At 69.1% G+C, this 16,987-nt stretch carries 16 protein-coding genes; 7 read left to right on the top strand and 9 right to left on the bottom strand.

Annotated features, from left to right (window positions below):
• Positions 1 to 125: 125 nt before the first annotated feature.
• From HQ308_RS12435 to HQ308_RS12425, 3 genes are read left to right on the top strand one after another with little or no spacing between them, the layout of a single operon-like run.
• Entirely contained in the window at positions 126 to 419 is a 294-nt protein-coding gene (locus HQ308_RS12435; RefSeq protein ID WP_037184031.1) for a chorismate mutase, read from the top strand.
• 24 nt (positions 420 to 443) lie between these two features.
• A complete protein-coding gene (locus HQ308_RS12430; protein ID WP_222646558.1) occupies positions 444 to 776 on the top strand; it encodes a multidrug efflux SMR transporter in 333 nt (110 codons plus the stop codon).
• Entirely contained in the window at positions 776 to 1,102 is a 327-nt protein-coding gene (locus HQ308_RS12425; protein WP_027504356.1) for a multidrug efflux SMR transporter, read from the top strand. The genes HQ308_RS12430 and HQ308_RS12425 overlap by 1 nt, the downstream gene beginning before the upstream one ends.
• Before the next feature lie 13 nt (positions 1,103 to 1,115).
• Here HQ308_RS12425 and HQ308_RS12420 read toward each other — a convergent pair whose 3' ends face one another.
• Entirely contained in the window at positions 1,116 to 3,470 is a 2,355-nt protein-coding gene (locus HQ308_RS12420) for a pyruvate dehydrogenase (RefSeq protein ID WP_222646557.1), read from the bottom strand.
• Positions 3,471 to 3,784: 314 nt separating this feature from the next.
• Here HQ308_RS12420 and HQ308_RS12415 point away from each other — a divergent pair, with 314 nt between their 5' ends.
• The 3 genes from HQ308_RS12415 to HQ308_RS12405 all read left to right on the top strand — a co-directional run bounded on the left by HQ308_RS12415 (position 3,785) and on the right by HQ308_RS12405 (position 7,685).
• Positions 3,785 to 4,507, top strand: a complete 723-nt coding sequence (locus HQ308_RS12415; protein WP_222646556.1) for an ANTAR domain-containing protein — start codon at positions 3,785 to 3,787, stop codon at positions 4,505 to 4,507.
• A 36-nt stretch (positions 4,508 to 4,543) separates the two neighbouring features.
• Positions 4,544 to 6,931, top strand: a complete 2,388-nt coding sequence (locus HQ308_RS12410; protein WP_222646555.1) for an HAD-IC family P-type ATPase — start codon at positions 4,544 to 4,546, stop codon at positions 6,929 to 6,931.
• A gap of 61 nt (positions 6,932 to 6,992) precedes the next feature.
• Entirely contained in the window at positions 6,993 to 7,685 is a 693-nt protein-coding gene (locus HQ308_RS12405) for a glycosyltransferase family 2 protein (RefSeq protein WP_222646554.1), read from the top strand.
• On the opposite strand, the gene HQ308_RS12400 is transcribed toward HQ308_RS12405, so the two are convergent.
• From HQ308_RS12400 to HQ308_RS12390, 3 genes are all read right to left on the bottom strand, one after another.
• Positions 7,686 to 8,228 carry a trans-aconitate 2-methyltransferase gene (locus HQ308_RS12400; protein ID WP_222646667.1) on the bottom strand — a complete coding sequence of 181 codons (543 nt, stop codon included), beginning with the start codon at positions 8,226 to 8,228 and terminating at the stop codon, positions 7,686 to 7,688.
• 161 nt (positions 8,229 to 8,389) lie between these two features.
• Positions 8,390 to 9,142: a PIG-L family deacetylase gene (locus HQ308_RS12395; protein ID WP_308115771.1), complete on the bottom strand. Its 753-nt coding sequence runs from the start codon at positions 9,140 to 9,142 to the stop codon at positions 8,390 to 8,392.
• Positions 9,139 to 10,104 carry an acyl-CoA dehydrogenase gene (locus HQ308_RS12390; protein ID WP_374198532.1) on the bottom strand — a complete coding sequence of 322 codons (966 nt, stop codon included), beginning with the start codon at positions 10,102 to 10,104 and terminating at the stop codon, positions 9,139 to 9,141. The genes HQ308_RS12395 and HQ308_RS12390 overlap by 4 nt, the downstream gene beginning before the upstream one ends.
• A gap of 186 nt (positions 10,105 to 10,290) precedes the next feature.
• Here HQ308_RS12390 and HQ308_RS12385 point away from each other — a divergent pair, with 186 nt between their 5' ends.
• On the top strand, positions 10,291 to 11,157 hold the full coding sequence (locus tag HQ308_RS12385) for a short-chain dehydrogenase/reductase (RefSeq protein ID WP_222646553.1): 867 nt from the start codon (positions 10,291 to 10,293) through the stop codon (positions 11,155 to 11,157).
• Here HQ308_RS12385 and HQ308_RS12380 read toward each other — a convergent pair.
• The 5 genes from HQ308_RS12380 to HQ308_RS12360 are packed head-to-tail and all read right to left on the bottom strand — an operon-like array spanning position 11,101 to position 16,924.
• On the bottom strand, positions 11,101 to 12,285 hold the full coding sequence (locus HQ308_RS12380; protein ID WP_222646552.1) for a CdaR family transcriptional regulator: 1,185 nt from the start codon (positions 12,283 to 12,285) through the stop codon (positions 11,101 to 11,103). The genes HQ308_RS12385 and HQ308_RS12380 overlap by 57 nt on opposite strands.
• Positions 12,286 to 12,319: 34 nt before the next feature.
• Positions 12,320 to 13,153, bottom strand: coding sequence for an SDR family NAD(P)-dependent oxidoreductase (locus tag HQ308_RS12375; RefSeq protein ID WP_222646551.1), 834 nt, complete (start codon positions 13,151 to 13,153; stop codon positions 12,320 to 12,322).
• A complete protein-coding gene (locus tag HQ308_RS12370) occupies positions 13,147 to 14,913 on the bottom strand; it encodes an alpha/beta fold hydrolase (RefSeq protein WP_222646550.1) in 1,767 nt (588 codons plus the stop codon). The genes HQ308_RS12375 and HQ308_RS12370 overlap by 7 nt, the downstream gene beginning before the upstream one ends.
• Positions 14,910 to 16,400 (bottom strand): NAD(P)/FAD-dependent oxidoreductase, encoded by a 1,491-nt coding sequence (locus HQ308_RS12365; protein WP_051613002.1) that lies wholly within the window; start codon positions 16,398 to 16,400, stop codon positions 14,910 to 14,912. Before HQ308_RS12365 ends, HQ308_RS12370 begins: the two co-directional genes overlap by 4 nt.
• Positions 16,400 to 16,924, bottom strand: coding sequence for a thioesterase family protein (locus tag HQ308_RS12360; protein ID WP_261776088.1), 525 nt, complete (start codon positions 16,922 to 16,924; stop codon positions 16,400 to 16,402). The genes HQ308_RS12365 and HQ308_RS12360 overlap by 1 nt, the downstream gene beginning before the upstream one ends.
• Positions 16,925 to 16,987 lie beyond the last annotated feature (63 nt).

Here is a 16,987-nt window from a genome sequence, read left to right as displayed (position 1 = left end):
CACGGGCGCACTGCGATCCAGCTCACAATCAGCATCACCGCAGGTGAGACCCGTTCTCGACTGGTCGCCGAAAAATATCTCGGCAGATCGGTAATGAAATTCGGGATGGGCGCGATTCAGTAGACATGAGCATTGCAACCGACTTCGCCACCGCAGACGTCACGCGCAACCACGGTGCCGACACCGCCCACGACATCGACTCCATGCACGACGAGATCGAGCGTCTCGACGCCCAGATCCTGGCCGCAGTGGCACGACGCACCGAGCTCACTCGCACTGTCGGCATGATGGAGCCCCGCTCGGCCGCATCGTCCGCACGCGAGATGTCGGTGCTCCAGCACTTCGGTGATCTCGGCCGCGAGGGCCGCACCCTCGGCATGCTCCTCCTGCGCATGGGCCGCGGACAGATCGCTCGCTAGTCCCGCCCGCGGTAGAACTACCGCATGGTGTGGTTCGTTCTGGCGGCGGCCGTGGTGGCCGAAGTGTCCGCCACCCTGTCGCTCAAAGGTTCCGAGACCCGTCCCGTCCTCTACGTCGTGGTGATCATCGGTTATCTGCTGGCCTTCGTCGGACTCGCGTCCGTACTGCGCCGCGGTATGGCCCTCGGTGTCGCCTACGGTATCTGGGGAGCAAGCGGTGTCGCTCTCACCGCCCTTCTCGCGTCAGCGCTCTTCGGTGAACCGCTGACCATCGTGATGGGTCTCGGAATCGGACTGGTCATCGTCGGTGTACTCCTCATCGAGACCGGGTCCCACCCCGCAGAGCGGGAACCGTGATGCAGTACCTCTTCCTCCTCGGCGCCATCCTCCTCGAGGTGTCGGCCACGCTGTCGCTCCGCGTGGCGGCCACCGGACGCCCCGCGTTCTACGGGGTCGTCGCTCTCGGCTATCTCCTCGCGTTCGTCGCCCTGCTCGGTGCGCTCCGTTCGGGTCTGGCCCTGGGAGTGGCCTACGGCATCTGGGCCGCGTGCGGAGTCGCCCTCACCGCCGTGGCCTCCCGGTACCTCTTTCGAGAACCCCTGACCCGCCGCATGCTCGGCGGGATCGCATGCATCGTCGTCGGCGTCCTGCTCATCGAACTCGGTGCCGCGGCCGCTCGATGAACCTGCCGAGCAGTCAGTGACCGGTGACGTCGAGTGCGGCCCGGACGATCGAGTCGGTGTCGATCTGATGGTGGCGGTACACCTCGTCGAGTGCGCCGACCTGACCGAACTCACTCACCCCGAGAGACGTGGACGGCACCCGATTCACCGTCGCCAGGAACGCGAGCGTGTGGGGATGACCGTCGAGGACCGTCACCATCGGCGTCGCCCGCTCTGCCGGCAGCAGATGATCGAGAATCCACGACTCCGCCTCGAGATGCCCCTGCCGTGCCTGCACCGCCCGATACAGCTCCCCCGGACTCGTGACGCACAGGACGTCGGCAGCGAGCCCGATCTGTTCGAGCCGCTCCGCCGCGTCGAGGGCCTCGGTGACCATCGCGCCCATCGCCGCGATGGTCACCACCGCACCGTCCCGCCGCACCAGCGGGTATCCCCCGGCGACCACCTGCCGCCGTCGGCGTCCCCGCGCCGCCGGATCCGCCGGAACGTTCGCCAGCGACTGATCGACCGGCCTGGTCGACAGGCGCAGATACGCCGACGTGCCGCCCGGGCGCCCCAACCGTCCGATCGCCGCCAGCAGCGTCCACTCGACGTCGATCGCGAACGCCGGTTCCCAGCTCACGCACCCGGGCTGCTCCAGACCGATCGACGGGGTCTTGATCGACTGGTGCGCACCACCTTCCGCCGCCAGGGTCACTCCCGAGGGGGTGCCGACGAGGATGGACTGTCCGCCTGCGTAGATGCCGTACGACCACGGCTCGAGCGCGCGCTCGACGAACGGGTCGTACATGACTCCGATCGGGAACAGCGGCTCTCCCCACCGGCTCCACGTCGCACCGAGCTCGCCCATCAGTCCGACGAGGTTGGTCTCGGCGATGCCCAGTTCCATGTGTTGCCCCGTGGGGCTCTCGCGCCAGTGCATGATCGTCTCGGCGTCGTCACCGAACCAGTCGTGGCGTTCCGAGGACGACCAGACGCCGACCTTGTTCACCCAGCCGCCGAGGTTGGTGGTGGAGCTGACGTCGGGACTGACGGTGACGACCCGCCGCGCGGCGTCCGGAGCCGCTCTGGTGAGGTCGAGCAGGACGCGACCGAGCGCGGCCTGTGTCGTCGCCGTTCCCTTGGGCGTGCGCCCGATGTCGGTGGGCACCGAGGGAGGCTCGGCCGTGTGTATCGGTTCCCGGCGCAGCCGGTCCGCGGTGTCCGCGCACACCCGCCCGGCCGGACTGTCGTCCGAGAATCGCGCCCAGGGCGCGTCGGGGTCGGTGCCCAGCGCGCCCGCGAGTTCGGCGTACTCCTCGACCGTCAGCAACGACGAGTGATTCTGCGGATGACCCTGCGTCGGCAACCCGAAGCCCTTGACGGTGTACGCGATGATCACGGTGGGACGGGTGTCGTCGATACGGGCGAACGCGGCGCGCAGTGCGGCGAGGTCGTGTCCGCCCAGGTTACGGACGGCCTCCGTCAGAGCGGCATCGTCCAGATCGGCGACGAGGGCACGAATCCGTTCGGCACCGGGCCCGGCGCCGGGCAGTCGGGTGCGCAGTTCGTCCGCCGTGCAGCGCAGGAGGCGTTGGTACTCCGGGTTGGGCATGTCGACGATGCGTTCGCGCAGGGCCTCGCCGCCGGGACGGGCGAACAATGCGTCGAGAAGGGTGCCGAACGAGACCGTGACGACCTGCCAGCCGGCGGCGTCGAACATCTTCTCCAGCCGCCGCGCAGCGAAGTTCGGCACCACTCGATCCAGCGACTGGCGGTTCAGGTCGACGATCCACACGATCTCGCCGAGGTCGGCGATTCCCGGGTCGATCACCGCCTCCCACACCGCGCCCTCGTCCAGTTCGGCGTCGCCGACGAGCGAGTACTGCCGCCCCCGGAATCCGGTCGCTGTCCGGGCGTCGTCGTGCGCGTCACCGAAGGCGGCGTCGACGTAGCGGCGCGACATCGCGCCCCAGATCGGTGCGGTCGCTCCGATTCCCACGGACCCGGTGGAGTAGTCGACGGTGTCGGGGTCCTTGGCGCGCGAGGGGTAGGACTGCAGCCCGCCGTAGGACCGCAGCGTCGTCAGGTACTTCTCGTCCAACTCACCGAGGAGGTAGTTGATCGCGTGCAGCACCGGAGACGCGTGCGGCTTGACCGACACCCGGTCCCCGGGCTGCAACTGTTCGAACCACAGGGAGGTCATGATCGACACAATCGACGCGCACGAGGCTTGGTGGCCTCCGACTTTGAGTCCGCTGGGGTTGGGCCGAATTCGATTGGCGTGGTGGATCATCGAGGTCGACAGCCACAACACACGCTGTGCGATCTCCTCCAGGGTCTCCACCGTCTGTGGCGCTCGATCGTCGACATGCTCGTTGCTGGTCATGGCGCTGCCCCCTCAGGACGTCATCTCCGGCTCGATGCTTCGCGGAGATCCCCAGGTGACCACGGTCTTGCCGACTGCGCAAGATCCGGCTCCGCGACCGAGCATTCTGCGCACAGCACCGCATGTCGTCGTGGGTGTTCCGAGCGTGTCGACCACTCGGGTGACCGGCAACACCCGGTGAGTGGGCGCCCGTGTTCGAGGACACCGGCCGGATGTGGTGTGCGGAGCCGACGGACGGGTACACGATGAACGGCGAGACACACCCTCAGCTGCGGTCCACGAACCGGTTACACGAACGCAGCGAAGGACGCCCCATGGCATCGAACTCGGCCCGCGAGCCCCATCCACCAGACGAACGCGTCATGGGCGCCCTGCGGTCCGGACGCACTGCGGAGACATGGCTGGCCGCGTGCGTGCAGTGGTGCCGGGCGGACGGAGCCGCCGTGGTGGCGGAATCTGCGGCCGATGCCGACGTCCGGCTCGTCACGTACGCGACGGACGACCTGGCGGAGCGGCTGGCCGACCTCCAGTACCTGCTCGGCTGCGGACCGCACACCGAGTCGATGGCGGGAGCGGGACACAGCCGACTCGATGTCGAGGACCCTGACCACGGCGTCCGCTGGACCACTCTCGTCGACGAATTGGCGACCCTCGGAGTCGTCGAGGTCGCGACGTTCCCCATCGGTGCACCCGCCACCCCCCTGGGAACGCTCCAGATGTACTGGCGTGGTCGACGCCGCAGCAGCACGCACTCCGACGCCGCCATCGCGGCGCTCGTGGAACGCCGCCCGGAGTTGCTGGCGCCGCGAGTTCCCCTGTGCGACGACCTGGACGGAGACACTGTCCTCACGGCCGTCGACGGCGGGCCCGACCACGGCTTCGACCTGTCGACCGTGCACCTGGCGATCGGCGTGGTGGTCGCTCGGCACCACCTCGGCGTCCAGGCCGCGTCGGCACTGCTGCGAGCACAGGCCTACAGCGCTGGGACCACGGTCACCGAGCAGGCTCGACAGGTGCTGGACGACCAACGAGGCTGACGACCGTCGTCGCCGACACCCACTAGGCTCCCCTTCATGCTGTCGAGCGACGTCCCCACCGCAGTCGGACTCACCACAGCGGAAGCGGAGACCCTCGCATCGCAGGGTCGGTCCAACGACGTGCCGGCCCGCTCCTCGAGGTCGGTCGCAGACATCCTGCGCGGCAACATCTTCACGCGCATCAACGCGATTCTGGCGGTACTTCTCGTCATCGTGCTGTCGACCGGATCGATCATCGACGCGATGTTCGGTCTGCTCATCGTCGCCAACAGCGGGATCGGCGTCATCCAGGAACTGCGCGCGAAGCGCACCCTCGACGCGCTCGCCATCGTGGGCCAGAGTCGGCCCCTCGTGCGACGAGACGGCCGTGCACGGGACCTCGCTCCCCACGAGGTGGTGCTCGGCGACGTCGTGGAACTCGGTCCGGGCGATCAGATCATCGTCGACGGCGACGTGATCGAGGCGGACTCGCTCGACGTCGACGAATCACTGCTGACGGGTGAGTCCGACTCGATGACCAAGACCCCGAGCGACTCCGTGTTCTCCGGGTCGTTCGTCGTCGCCGGCCGCGGAGCCTACCGCGTCACCAAGGTGGGGAGGGAAGCGTACGCGGCCCAGTTGGCCGAGGAGGCAGGCAAGTTCACGCTCATCGACTCCGAACTCCGGTCCGGTATCGACCGCATCCTCCGCCACATCACCCGGGTGATGGTCCCGGCCGGCATCGTCATCGTCGTCAACCAGCTCGTCGTCACGGGCCAGCCGCTCGGCCCCGCGCTCAACGGCATGGTGGCGGCGCTGGTCCCGATGGTGCCGGAAGGACTGGTCCTGCTCACCTCACTGGCCTTCGCCGTCGGCGTGGTCCGCCTCGGACGTCGACAGTGCCTCGTGCAGGAGCTTCCGGCGGTCGAGGGGCTGGCCCGTATCGACGTGGTGTGCGCCGACAAGACCGGAACGCTGACCGAGAACGCGATGGTCATGTCGGACCTCCTCGTGCTGTCGGCCGAGTCCGACGAGGACGTCCGGCGCGACCTGTCCGCCGTCGTCGCCGACGACGATCGACCGAACGCCAGCATGATCGCCGTCGCCGACGCGCTTCCGACCGCGCCTGCCCGGACGGCGTCCGCGCGGGCTCCGTTCTCGTCGGAGAAGAAGTGGAGCGGAGTCTCCTTCCCCGACGCGGGCAACTTCCTGATCGGTGCTCCGGACGTGCTGCTGGATCCGGCATCGGAGGCCTCCGCACGCGCCACCGAGCTGGGCGCGGCCGGAAAGAGGGTGCTGCTCTTCGCCACCAGCGACCTCCCGATGGATCACGCCGACGCGCCGGGTGTCGTGACGCCCCGAGCCCTCGTCGTGCTCGAGCAGAAGATCCGGGCGGACGCCGGCGACACACTGAACTACTTCGCGGATCAGTCCGTCCAGGTCAAGATCATCTCCGGCGACAACGCGGTGTCCGTGGGCGCGGTGGCCGGGTCGCTCGATGCTCTGCCGTCGGGTGATGCGGTCGACGCTCGCAGTCTCCCGTCGAACACGGACGATCTCGCGGACACCATGGAGCGTCATGCCGTGTTCGGACGGGTACGCCCGGAACAGAAGCGGGACATGGTCACCGCCTTGCAGAGCCGTGGTCACACGGTGGCCATGACGGGTGACGGCGTCAACGACGTTCTCGCACTGAAGAAGGCCGACATCGGTGTCGCCATGGGCGCGGGAAGTCCCGCGGCGCGGTCCGTGGCGCAGATCGTGTTGCTGGACAACGCCTTCTCGACGCTGCCCCACGTGGTGGCCGAGGGTCGACGAGTCATCGGCAACATCGAACGGGTCTCCACGCTGTTCCTCACCAAGACGGTCTACTCGGTGGTGCTCGCGGTCCTCGTCGGGCTGTCCGGTCTGCTGTCCCTGGTCGTGAACGTCGACCCGCTGCCCTACCCGTTTCTTCCCCGCCACGTCACCATCGCGGCGTGGTTCACCATCGGCATTCCCGCGTTCCTGCTGTCGCTGGCGCCGAACAACGAACGGGCCCGCTCCGGCTTCGTCCCTCGGGTGCTGCGCAAGGCGGTCCCCGCCGGACTGGTGGTGGGTGTCGCCACGTTCGCGACCTACCTCGCCACCTACGACGGACCCGATGCCTCGCGGGCGGACCGGATCCAGTCGAGCACCTCGGCGCTCATCACGCTGATCGTCGTCGCGATGTGGGTCCTCGGGACGGTGGCCCGGCCCATGCAGTGGTGGAAGGTGACTCTGCTGACCGTGTCCGTGGCGGCCTACGCGGTCATCTTCACCGTGCCGCCGCTCGCCCGCTTCTTCGAGCTCGATGCGGGCAACGTGTCCTACACCGTGCTCGCCTTCGTCTCCGCGGCAGTGGGTATCGCGGTCCTGGAGGCGGTACGCCCCGCCATGCGGCGCCGCGCGCACCGCACGGCGTAGCGCGCACAGCACCGCGCGCTGCGCATGATTGGCGACGACGGGAATCGGGCATTTCACAGGTGTGCATTTCACGCCGGCCCGGGTCGAGCGCATCGTCGCAGTGGTGCCCGCCCACAACGAGGACGCGTCGCTGTCTGCGTGCCTCGATGCCCTGCGCACCGCTCGCACGCTGTCGCCGGTCCCCGTCCGACTGGTGGTGGTGCTGGACGCCTGCAGTGACCGCACCGCGGAGGTGGTGGGTGGGGGCGTCCGGTGCGTCACGACGGACGTCGCGAACGTGGGAGCTGCACGGGCCCTGGGGTTCCGGTCCGAGACGTCGAGCGCCGGATCGTCCACCTGGTACGTCAACACCGACGCCGATTCGCTGGTCGACCCCGGCCACTTCCGATCGATCGTGGCGTGCGCTGCGCAGGCACACGTCGTCCCCGGACCGGTGCGCGTCGACGAGGGCCTGCGTGATCCCGTCGTGCTCCGGCGATTCCGGCGCGACTACGCGGACCGTGAACGACGCGGTCTCCTGCAGGTCCACGGAGCCAACCTCGCGGTGCGCGCCGACGCCTACCGTGCGGTCGGCGGATTCCGTGCGCTCGCCGTCCACGAGGACGTCGATCTGGTCGCGCGACTCGGACGCCGGGGGTACCGCATACGCCGCACCGGCGCTCCGTGCGTGACCACGTCGGCCCGCACCAGTACGCGCACCACAGGTGGTTTCGCCACGTTCCTCGACGAGATGGCGACTCCCGTCACCGCCTGATCAGAGTGCGCCAGTGCCCCGCGTGAAGACGTCGACGAGAACGTCGTCGTCGCGGTACTCCGCCCGGAGGAGCAGGTGCGGTGACGCGCGGAACGCGGTGTGCACCTCGGCCGCAGTGCTCGGGTACTCCGGAACGTCGTGGCGCCAGTGCGCGACGCACACGGTTCCGCCGGGCTCTGCCGCATCGACCGCCTTCGACACCAGAGCGTCGAGCTCCGTCGGGTGGACGTAGTAACACATCTCGCTCAGCACGACGAGATCGAACTGCTCGTCCGGCCACCCGTCGTGCAGCGACTCTCGGCGGAACTCCACGTTCGGAATCCCACGCTCCCGCGCGCGACGCAACGGTGCCTCCGCGATGTCCGTGGAGAGCAGGCGATCGGCTCGGCCCGCGATGAGTTCGGACAGAACTCCGACGGAACACCCCGGCTCGAAGGCCGACCGGTACCGCTCGTTCGGAAGCATTGCCATCGTGAGGGCGTACTTGCGTCGCTCGTACCACCGGCTCTCGAACCCCCACGGGTCCGGATCGGCCTCGTACATGCGCTCGAAATAACTCGCCGGGACACCTCCGGCCTGCCCGCCCGATTCCGACCGGCCTCCGGCCTGCCCGCCCGATTCCGACCGGCCTCCGGCCTGCCCGCCCGATTCCGACCGGCTTCCGGCCTGCCCGCCCGATTCCGACCGGCCTCCGGCTTGCCCGCTCACACGAACACCGTCTCGTGAGAACGCAGGAGCCGCTCCAGAACCCACGGCGGGAGGATCTCGTCCTCGTTCCCGTCCCGAGTCGTCTGGCTGACGAATCTGCTCACCGCTACCTCCTTGCGCGCGATCGCGTCCGCGTCGAGCGTGATCGTGCGGGCCGACTCCCAGTCCACGGCCTCGTCCCCCGGTTCTGCCCAGTGCCACATCCACACCGGGTACTCGACGAGCGTGCACCCGTTCCGGCTCGCCGCCGCGGCCGACGCGCGCCCGACAGCTTCGTGATCGGGGTGGCCGTCGCCGCGCAGCGTCGTCGCGCACCACACCGTCGTACCGCGCCCCACGGTGTCGAGCACGTCGACGAGAGCGTCGACGAGGGCGCGCTCGTGCTCGGCCACCTGTCCGTCGGGCATGCTCAGCCGACGGATGTCGACGATACCGAGATCCACCAGCGCCGACGCACTCTCGGCTCTGCGCACCGCTTCCAGGTCGGCGCGCGACCGCGCGGGCGTGGGGGTGTGAGACGCGCCCCCGTCAGTGACGGCGACTATCGTCACCGGAACACCGGACGCGGCCAGCATCGATGCCCAGCCGCCCAGACCGAGGACCTCGTCATCGGGGTGCGGAGCGACGAGGACCAGATGCGCCAGCCCGTCGTGGACAAGGTCGGGGTACGTCGGACCGTTCTCGCGCCACACGGACTCCGGCGTTCCATGCTGTGCCACCGGGCGCTCCGCGAACCTGTCCACACTCACGATGCGGAACCTGACGCCGCGACCGCCCGGCCCAGGTTCTCCAGATCGACCTCGGCGTGGCTCTGGCGAAGATACGTCGTCAGGTCTGCCACCCGGCGGGAGTGCTCCGCGTCCAGACCGAGGGGTGCCGCACCCAGCGCGCGGCCGACCCGGTCGAGAACTTCGGTGCAGGCCCGCTCCACGATGGCGCGAACCCGCATGGCGCGGACTCTCGCCTCGTCCAGAGCCAGTGGGTCTCGGTCCACCTCGCCGGCAGCGACGTCGAAGGTGTTGACACAGGCCGTCAGTGCCGCGTCCACTGCTCCGAGGTGCGCGAGCGCATGCGGTCCGGCCCGGTCCGCAGCGGCCCGGCGGTAGAGCGGGTCGGCGACGGCGAGTGCCACCCCGAACCAGCAGGCGGCCACTCCGATCGCCCCGTGCCAGAATCCGGCACGCGCGGTGTAGTCACCCGGTTGCCCCACTGCGACCGCGGACGTTCCCGCGAGAGACACTGCGCCGGAATCGCTCTCGCGCATTCCCGTCGCGTGCCACGTGTTCGGTTCAGGGGTCACGGTGCCGCTGTCCAGCGCCACGGCGAACAAGGCGGAGTCCTCCCCCGCCCGTGCGGTCACCAGCGCGTGCGAGCAACTGTGGGCGCCCGAGCACCACATCTTCCGGCCGGTCAGCGACCAGGAACCGTGCGCGTCGGAGACCGCGTCCACCGGCGGCGGCGTCTCTGCGGCCCACACTCCCCACATCTGCTCGGACGAGGTCGCGGGACCACCCAGCTCCGCGCAGATGGCGACGGCGTCGAAGTGGGCTTCGAGCAACCGGCCGACCACCGCGTCGTCGCGGCACCACGCGGTCAGCAGATCCCAGCGTCGCCTGGTCGCACCGGACCCCGGCAGCGGGATCTCACCAGCGGACGCGATGCGGGACCGTACGGCCGCGGCGACACCGGGGTCGAGATCGTCCGTACTCACGTGAGTTGCTCCTGTCGTCGTTCCGCGGGGTACCCGATCGGCGTCAGACCTACGCAGACCAGTCGATCGCTCGCTGTGCGGCTGCACAGCGCAGGCCGACCCGACGTGGAGTCACGCACCTGTCGCGGGGCTGCTCGCCGGGCGACGCTGAGGGGACCGCGAACGACGACCCGTGAAGGACAGCGCATGGCATCGATGGCAGGCAAGGTCGTACTCATCACCGGCGGTGCGTCCGGGATCGGTCTGGAAACCGGACGCCGACTCGCGTCGCGGGGCGCGCACGTGGTGCTCGTGGACCGATCCGACATACCCGCATCGGTGATCGGGAGCCTGGACACCAGCGCTCACGGCCGGCACCTGGCCGTGACTGCCGACGTCACGGACACCGCGTCGCTCGAATCAGCTGTCGCACAAATTCTCTCGGAGTACGGGTGCCTCGACGTGGTGGTGGCCAATGCGGGCATCGCGGAGGCCGGCACCGTCGCCATCAGCGACGTCGAGACACTGACCCGCATCGTCGACATCAATCTGAACGGCGTCATCCGCACCGTGCACGCCACGTTGCCCGCCGTGACCGCACAGCGCGGCTTCTATCTGTTGGTCTCGTCCGCGGCCGCTTTGAAGACCGTGCCGGGCCAGTCCGCCTACGCGGCCGCCAAGACGGGTGTCGAGGCATTCGGCGGCGGACTGCGCCTCGAGGTGGCACACAAGGGCGTCGGCGTCGGGGTCGCGCATCCCGCATTCGTCCGGACTCCGATGTTCGAGTCGCAGCACAGCATCGAGTCGGTGCGGGCGAGCATCGAGGAACTGCCCTGGCCGTTCGATGTCGTCACCGACGTCGAGGACTGCGCCGACGCGTTCGTCGACGCCATCGTCCGGCGCCGCCGGAAGGTGTACGTGCCGGGCGCTCTGCGCGGCGTCGACAAGATCCGCGGTGTGTTCACCGGCTCGCTGTGGGACGCGATTCTCCGTCCGAAGATGCGGAAGACGGTTCCGCTACTGGAGCGGGGGATCCTCGAGAGCCGAGCGCGCGCTGCGCTCACGCGTCAGTAGCCACCAGGCGAGGACGAGATCGGCTGTCCGGTCGATGTCGAGGCCCGTCAGATCACCGAAACGCGCCACCCTGTTGCGCACGGTGTTGCGATGCACGAAGAGGGCGGCGGCGGTGTCGTCGACGCGCCGATCGTGGTCGAGGTACGCCGCGACGGTGTCCAGGATCTCGCGACCCGCCTCGCCGCGTTCGGCCACCGTGGTCAGATGCGCGGACGCGAGTCGATCCGCGGCCTCCTCCCCCAGCGCGAGGAGTGGCAGCGGTCCGAGTGCGGCCAGGTCGACCACCCCCGTCCTCGCGAAGCGGGTGGCGAGGTCGAGTGCGTGCCGCGCCTGCCCGTACGACGCGCGCGCGTCCGTGGCCGGTCGAGCATCGCCCAGACCGACCGCCACCGAGGCCGCGAGGCGGTCCGGAACCACGGGCAGAAGGGCGACGAGACAGCCGTCGATGACCGCGTCCACCACGCCGAGATCATCGGTGCCGCAACGTAGTCGCAGCATCGACCGGATGTCCGACACGATCGACGAGTCGTTCCAGGTCACACAGGCGACGCTGTAGTGGTGATCGAGCGCGATACCGTGCTCACGGGCGTCCCGCTCGACGGACGCGGGCACGTACGACCCGTCGACGAGCTGCCGGATGAGATCCGCACGCCGGGTGGCACCCGTGACCGCTCGTTCCTGCATCACCGTGTTCACGGCGGCCGAGTACGACGTGGCCCACTCCCACATCATGTCCTGCATGTCGTCGATGACATCGGTCGACAACTGCTGCTCGACGGCGTTGCGCCGGATCATCTTGAACAGCTCGCGGGCACCGAGCTGGATGCTGTGTGCGACGAGTTCGAGGGGGATCCGCTGATCGGCCCACCGCCGGACCAGGTCGGCGACGTCCCGCTCGTTCACGGCAGGTGCATCGCTGCGCACTCGCCACAGCACGATGTCCAGGACGGCGCGCGTGTTGCGCTGCACCTCCTCGTGCGCCACCGAGTCGTACACCGGAATGCTTCTGCGGTACAACGACGTCAGGTCCGACGCGACGGCATCGAGTTCCTGCTCGGCGTCGGTGACGAGGGAGGCGATGCGCGCGGCGATCTCCCGCTCCCGCGGAGTACCCGTCCGGTCGCTCATCGCGCCTCCTCTTCCACCACCCTGCCTGTCCGGTTCACGAGCGTCGCACATCCCGAGCAGCGAGCGCACGAATCCGCGGGGCTGCTGCTCGACTCCGCGCAGTGAACGGTGCCGTCGGGAGCGCGGCACGGAGGACGAGGAGGACGCGGCCGGCTCTCGGGTACACCATGCGCGACGACCGCCGCTCCAGCGCGCGGACGATGTGCGGAACGATGTCGTCGACGGGGCTGACCGCACCGAACGGGCCGGGAAGGGCGGCGAGCAGGGCCGCGAACGCGGGCTGCGCCATCTTTCCCGTGACCATCGACGTGTCGATCCATCCCGGGTGCAGGGATCCGACGCGCACCCCGGTGCCGCTGAGTTCCAGTCGCAGGGCGTTCGCGAACGCTTCCAGCCCGGCCTTCGCCGCGGCGTAGCCCGAGTGGCCGGGCTGATGAGCGAAGGACGCCCAGGAACACGTGAAGGCGATGTGGCCGCGCGAGACCAGGACAGCCGGGAGCGCGGCCCGCACGATGTTGTGGGCACCGACCAGGTTGATGTCGATCATGCGCTTCCACGCTCCGTCGGGCAGAAGGTCGAGCGGACCGTACTCCGACACACCGGCATTGGCCCACACGATGTCGACCCGCCCCCGCTCGGCGACGACGGTGTCGATCACTCGGCGGCAGGCATCGGCGTCCCGGACGTCGAGCACGTGGGTGTCGCACGGGCCCGTCAGCGACCGCGCGGTGCGGGTCAGACCGCCCTCGTCCACGTCGAGCAGGACGACGATCGCACCGAGGTCCGAGCACCGCCGCGCCGTCGCGGAACCGATGCCTCCGGCCGCGCCCGTGACGACGAGGACCTGGCCGTCGAGGCGGCTCACCATTCGACTCTCCCCTGTGACGTGGGCGGGAGGTCGACGACCGCCAGCGCGGATTCGGTGATGCTTCCGAGAATCAGCTGCGTGCCGCGTCGGACCACGCTGGTCACCATCGAGTACTCGGGAGATGCCGACTGCAGGTCGTGCACGACCGTGCCGCCGGAGTCGAGAGCGATCACCCACGTCGTGGACTCGCCCTGTCGCACACTCTCGGGGAGGCGGTACGCGAACCTCCGGACGATGCCGGGGAGCTGCGCGACCCGATCGTGCAGTGTGCTGCGCGGCGTCGCCAGGGCCACCCACAGAAGGTCACCGTCGACCGAGACGTTGTCGGGGAAGGCAGGCAGATTGTCGACGACGACATGCGGCGGTCCGGCGTGACCGTCGACGAGGGGGTACCGCAGTACGGCGAAGTCGCCTGTCGAGATCACGGTGACGGAATCCTCGTCGTCCGAGACCGCCAGCCCGTTGGCGAACTGGACACCGTCGACGAGCGTGCGCGCGGCGCCGTCGGGCGACACCACCGCCAGCCGGCCCGTGCCGGAGTGCTCGAGGAGATCGGCGAGGAAGTCGTGGAACCCGAACCGCCGGGTGGACACCGTGAAGTAGATGTTGCCCGACCGCCCCTGGACGATGTTCGACGCGAAGGTGATCGGTTCGCCGTCGAGTCGGTCGAGAAGGACGTCGACCACCCCGGTGCCGAGATCCACGCGGAGAACACCTCGTTCGGCATCGCACACCAGCAACGTGGCGTCGTCGACGACGGTGATGCCGAGCGGTCGACCTCCCGTGTGCGCGAGAGTCTCGACGCCGTGACCGGTGTCGTCGATGGTGACCCGGACGATGCGCCCGTCCTCCAGGCCGGTGAGTACTCGCCCCCGCGAGTCCAGCCTGACGTCCTCCGGCCCGCGGCCCGGTAGTTCGAGACGCCGGATCGACGCCACCGGCTCCCTGCTCGTCACCTGCCGTGCTCGGGCCGGCGCGCTCGGTGGAGTCCACCGGACCGGGCGTAGTCGCGGAGCCACCGTGGAAGTGGGTCGAACGGCCTCGCTCGGGTGCGCGTCGCCGGCGATCACGGCGGCCACGGCACCGGCCGAACTCCACGGGGCACCGTGCCCCTCACGCCGCAGCGGATACGCGGTGGTGCGCGGGCCGCCTGCACTGTCGGCCATCGCGGCCGGATCCACACGTCGGTCGTTCAGGCCGTACACCAGTGAGACCGGGACGGACAGTCTCGACAGTCGTTCTCTCAGCGGCACTTCGGTCACGTAGTGGTCGATCGCCGTCGAGGACGCGCGGAACCGACGCAGTCCAGTCGCGACGAGGTCCCGCACCGCGAACTCGGGAACCGGACCACCGGGAGCGAACGCCGACGCGAGACCGGACCGGAGCCTGCGCTCGGGCAGCATCGTCCACACCGCGGCGCCGAGGACCGGCACACCGAGAACCATCTCGGAGACACCTCTGGCCGTCAGCCGACTCGCCGTGGTCGGCGGAGTCGCGACCAGCACCAGACGGGTCACGAGGCCCGGGAACTGCTCCGCCAGGGACGTGGCGACGAGTCCGCCACGCGAGTGCCCCACCACGACAGCGGGACCGATGCCGGCGGCCCGGACCGCCCGGGCGATGTCGAGGGCGTCCTGCTCGATCGACGCGGTACCCGCGATCTCGGGCGCGAGCACCGCACCGGTGAGCAGCGATCGAACGCGATCCCAGATCGCAGGCGACCCGCCGAGTCCGTGCAGGAGGACGACGGGCTCGCTCATCGCGGCACCGCGTCCGCGTGGACCGCGTGGTGCTTCTCGTCGAATCGCGTGGCACGGCGTCGATACCCGAGGATGCTGCCCGGCCAGAGATTGCTGTTGCGGCCGGCGGGGTCGAGGTACCAACTCGAGCACCCACCGCTCGTCCACACCGTCCCGTCGGTGAGGTCGTCGATGTCGGTCGAGTACTCGGCCTGCGCCCGGGCGGTCGGCTCGATGGAACCGCGTGCGGTCATCGCACGACGCATCGCCTTCTCGATGTATGCGATCTGAGACTCGAACATCAGGATCACCGACGTGTGGCCGAGTGCGATGTTCGGTCCGTGCATCAGATAGAGATTCGGGAATCCCGCGACGGTCGTTCCCAGGTAGGCCCGCGGACTGTCGCCCCACGTGTCCGCCATCGATCGACCCGACCCGTCGAAGACACTGTCCGTCAGCGGAAGTCGACTGGTGTCGAACCCGGTGCCGAAGATGACGGCGTCCACCTCGTGAGCGGTGCCGTTCGTGTCGATCACTCCGGTCGGAGTCACCGTCGCCACGCCCGCCGTCTCGACGGACACGTTGGGTTGCGCCAGGGCCGGGTAGTACTCGTCGGACAGCAGGATCCGCTTGCAGCCCATCCGATAGTCCGGTGTGAGTTTCTGCCGCAGAACAGGATCGCTCACGGCATGTGCGAGGTGCGCACGACCCTCGCGCTCCCCGATCGCCATCAATGCAGGGTGGCGGAAGGCCAGGAGCTTCACCTCCCGCTCGAGGTAGATGGCCGCGCGCGCAGCACGCTGGTATCCGGGAACCGACTTCAGCAGGGTCCGCGTGCGTGCGGAGATGGGCTTGTCGTCGCGCGGCATCACCCACGGTGCCGTGCGCTGGAACAGGGTCAGGGACTCCACCAGCGGTTGGATTCTCGGGACGAACTGGATCGCGGAGGCACCGGTACCGACGACGGCGACGCGCATACCCGTCAGATCCGTGTCGTGGTCCCACTGCGACGAGTGGAACATCGGACCCGCGAAGGACTCGATGCCGTCGACGGCGGGGAGAGAGGGGTCGGCGAGGGACCCCGTGGCGAGAACGACGTGATCCGCGGTCGACGTCCCGCGCGGCGTCTCGAGAGTCCACCGCGCCGCTGCCGCGTCCCAGGTGAGGGACGTGACCGGGCACTGAGTACGGAGTCGCGGGAGCAACCCGTGGTCCCGCGCGACCCGGTCGAGGTACTCGCGGATCTCGGGCTGCCGTGCGTAGGTGTGACGCCACCGGTGGCTGGGAGCGAACGAGAACGAATAGAGGAGGCTCTGGACGTCGCACGCAGCACCCGGATAGTCGTTGTCGCGCCACACCCCGCCGAGCGTCGCCGCCCGCTCGAAGATGACGACGCTTCCCTGGTGCAACGGTGCCAGCCCGATCGCTGCTCCGACTCCCGCGAAACCCGAGCCGATGACCGCCAGCGTGTGGTGGTCGGAACTCGTGGTGGTCCCGGACGATGTCATCACTGACCCTCTTTCCCTGCGTGGTGGTGACGGGCGAACTCCGACCATTCCGCGACTGCTGTCGGGATGAGGTCGGGCAGCACGAACGTGCCGTCGAGAGCGAGGATCCGCGCCGGCGGCACCGACCCGCCGCCCCGATCGGTCAGTCGGACGGACACCACCGCGGTGGCATGGTCGACGTCGCGAATGTGGAAGACCTGCTCGAAGTACAGGTTCTTGGCATCGGTACCGATCAGACGGGTCCGCACCCGATACGCACGCGGGAAGGTCAGCGAGCGCCGGTAGGTGATGCTCTGCGCCGTGACGACGGGACTCCAGCCCCGCACGCGGAACTGGCGCCACAGACCGGTTCTCGCGTAGTACGCGATGCGGGCCGCGTCCAGAACGGACAGGTACCGGCCGTTGGTCATGTGCATCAGGATGTCGAGATCCGCCGGGAGTACGCGGAACCGTGTCTCGAGAGGATCACCCACTCGCGCCGTCCGTCCGAACGAGTGCATGCGGAGGACCCAGCGCAGCATCATGATCACGGGCCACTCCTCGCCGGACGACGGTATCGATCACTCGAGTGTGGCCTTCGGGAGCGT

It is taken from the genome of Rhodococcus sp. BP-241 (assembly GCF_019836145.1).
GTDB lineage: Bacteria > Actinomycetota > Actinomycetes > Mycobacteriales > Mycobacteriaceae > Rhodococcoides.
The sequence above is the reverse complement of the archived record's forward strand: the minus strand, read 5'-3'. Positions and strand labels throughout refer to the sequence as shown.

What these genes read in the sequence shown, in the direction of transcription:
- HQ308_RS12360 (WP_261776088.1), bottom strand. Translation starts at nt 16,924, where the DNA reads ATGATGCTGCGCTGGGTCCTCCGCATGCACTCGTTCGGACGGACGGCG.
- HQ308_RS12415 (WP_222646556.1), top strand. Translation starts at nt 3,785, where the DNA reads ATGGCATCGAACTCGGCCCGCGAGCCCCATCCACCAGACGAACGCGTC.
- HQ308_RS12370 (WP_222646550.1), bottom strand. Translation starts at nt 14,913, where the DNA reads ATGAGCGAGCCCGTCGTCCTCCTGCACGGACTCGGCGGGTCGCCTGCG.
- HQ308_RS12420 (WP_222646557.1), bottom strand. Translation starts at nt 3,470, where the DNA reads ATGACCAGCAACGAGCATGTCGACGATCGAGCGCCACAGACGGTGGAG.
- HQ308_RS12435 (WP_037184031.1), top strand. Translation starts at nt 126, where the DNA reads ATGAGCATTGCAACCGACTTCGCCACCGCAGACGTCACGCGCAACCAC.
- HQ308_RS12400 (WP_222646667.1), bottom strand. Translation starts at nt 8,228, where the DNA reads ATGTACGAGGCCGATCCGGACCCGTGGGGGTTCGAGAGCCGGTGGTAC.
- HQ308_RS12425 (WP_027504356.1), top strand. Translation starts at nt 776, where the DNA reads ATGCAGTACCTCTTCCTCCTCGGCGCCATCCTCCTCGAGGTGTCGGCC.
- HQ308_RS12430 (WP_222646558.1), top strand. Translation starts at nt 444, where the DNA reads ATGGTGTGGTTCGTTCTGGCGGCGGCCGTGGTGGCCGAAGTGTCCGCC.
- HQ308_RS12375 (WP_222646551.1), bottom strand. Translation starts at nt 13,153, where the DNA reads ATGGTGAGCCGCCTCGACGGCCAGGTCCTCGTCGTCACGGGCGCGGCC.
- HQ308_RS12410 (WP_222646555.1), top strand. Translation starts at nt 4,544, where the DNA reads ATGCTGTCGAGCGACGTCCCCACCGCAGTCGGACTCACCACAGCGGAA.
- HQ308_RS12385 (WP_222646553.1), top strand. Translation starts at nt 10,291, where the DNA reads ATGGCATCGATGGCAGGCAAGGTCGTACTCATCACCGGCGGTGCGTCC.
- HQ308_RS12365 (WP_051613002.1), bottom strand. Translation starts at nt 16,400, where the DNA reads ATGACATCGTCCGGGACCACCACGAGTTCCGACCACCACACGCTGGCG.
- HQ308_RS12380 (WP_222646552.1), bottom strand. Translation starts at nt 12,285, where the DNA reads ATGAGCGACCGGACGGGTACTCCGCGGGAGCGGGAGATCGCCGCGCGC.